2 protein-coding genes are annotated in these 1,723 nt (G+C 71.2%); both read left to right on the top strand.

Annotation, left to right across the window (positions count from 1 at the left end):
• Positions 1-492 (top strand): IS607 family transposase (locus ACFXJL_RS34790; RefSeq protein WP_384699498.1); only part of this gene is annotated, 492 nt, incomplete at its 5' end.
• On the top strand, positions 489-1,723 hold a 1,235-nt coding region (tnpB, locus tag ACFXJL_RS34785; RefSeq protein ID WP_384699495.1), incomplete at its 3' end, for an IS607 family element RNA-guided endonuclease TnpB. The genes ACFXJL_RS34790 and tnpB, both read left to right, overlap by 4 nt.

The following is a 1,723-nucleotide window of genomic DNA, read 5'->3' as shown; positions in this document are numbered from 1 at the left end:
CAGGCGCCGTCCGGGACCTGGCTGGTCGCCGTGCCCGCTCCGGATGCCTCTGCGGTGTCGGGGCGGGTGGTGGCGTACTGCCGTGTCTCGTCAGTCGACCAGAAGGCCGACTTGGGCCGGCAGGCGTCACGGGTGGTGGACGGGGCGAACGGGCTTGGTCTGTCGGTCGCGGAAGTCGTGACCGAGGTCGGTTCGGGGCTGAACGGGCGGCGGCGCAAGCTGCACCGGGTGCTGTCCGACCCGCAGGTGGCGGTGATCGTGGTCGAGCACCGCGACCGGCTGGCCCGGTTCGGCGTCGAGCACCTCGAAGCGGTCCTGTCGGCGTCCGGGCGGCGCCTTGTTGTCCTCGACCCCACCGAGACCGCTGACGACCTCGTACGGGACATCACCGAAGTCCTCACGTCGATGTGCGCCCGCTTGTACGGGCGGCGCGCGGCGAGGAACCGGGCCGCTCGCGCGGTGGCCGTGGCGACCGGCGAGGCCGCCGAATGAAGAAGTTCCAGCCGCAGCCCGGGTTCGTGGTGCAGGCGTTCCGGTTCGCGCTGGACCCGAACGCCACCCAGGAGCACGCGCTGCGCTCGCACTGCGGTGCGGCGCGTGCCGTGTACAACTGGGCTGTCGGCTGGGTTGAGGCGTCGTGGTGGCAGCGCCGCGCGGAGGAGTCCTACGGCGTCCCCGAAGAGTCGCTGACCGAGTGGCGGCCGTGGTCGCTGCCCGCCCTGCGTAAGGCGTTCAACGAGACCAAGCACACCGATCCGAGGTTCGCCGCCTGGTGGGAGGAGAACTCCAAGGAGGCTTACAACACTGGTCTCGCGAACGCTTCGGCCGCGTTCGACAACTACGCGAAGTCGAAGAACGGCAAGCGGCGCGGCAAGCGGATGGGCGCGCCCCGGTTCACGTCGAAGCGGAAGGCGCGTGTGTCCTGCCGGTTCACGACCGGCACGATCCGCGTGGACACGGACGGCCGACACGTCACCCTGCCAAGGCTGGGCACGCTCCGCACCCACGAACCCACGGTGAAGCTCCTGGCCCGCGTCCAGGCCGGGACGGCGCGGATCCTGTCCGCGACCGTCCGCCACGAACGCGGGCGCTGGTTCGTCTCGTTCCAGGTCGAGGTCAAGCGCGACCTGGAACGCGTCGCGCGCCCGGGTGTCGCGGTCGGGATCGACCTCGGCGTGAAGACCCTCGCAGTCATGGCCGACTCGACGGGTGAGATCCGCACCGTCGCGAATCCCGGGCACTACGACGCCGCGCGCAAGCAGCTGTGCCGCGCCTCCCGGACCGTGTCCCGCCGCCAGGGCCCCGACCGCCGCACCGGACGCAAGCCGTCGAAGCGGTGGGAGAAGGCCAACGCCGCCCGCAACAAGGTGCACCACCGCGTGGCGAACCTCCGCGAGGACGCCCTGCACAAGCTCACCACGGCCGTGGCCGCCGAGTACGGCACGGTCGCGGTCGAGGACCTCAACGTCGCCGGCATGCTCAAGAACCGGCGCCTCGCCCGCCGCATCGCCGACGCCGGATTCGGCGAGATCCGCCGCCAGCTCGACGACAAGACGCGCCAGCGCCACGCCACCCGCCTCGTGGTCGCGAACCGCTGGTACCCCTCCTCCAAGACCTGTTCCGGGTGCGGCGCGGTGAAAGCCAAGCTGCCGCTGCACATCCGGACCTACCAGTGCGACGCCTGCCACCTGGTCATCGACCGGGACGACAACGCCGCACTCAA

It is taken from the genome of Streptomyces sp. NPDC059256 (assembly GCF_042753785.1).
Lineage (GTDB): Bacteria > Actinomycetota > Actinomycetes > Streptomycetales > Streptomycetaceae > Streptomyces.
The sequence above is the reverse complement of the archived record's forward strand: the minus strand, read 5'-3'. Positions and strand labels throughout refer to the sequence as shown.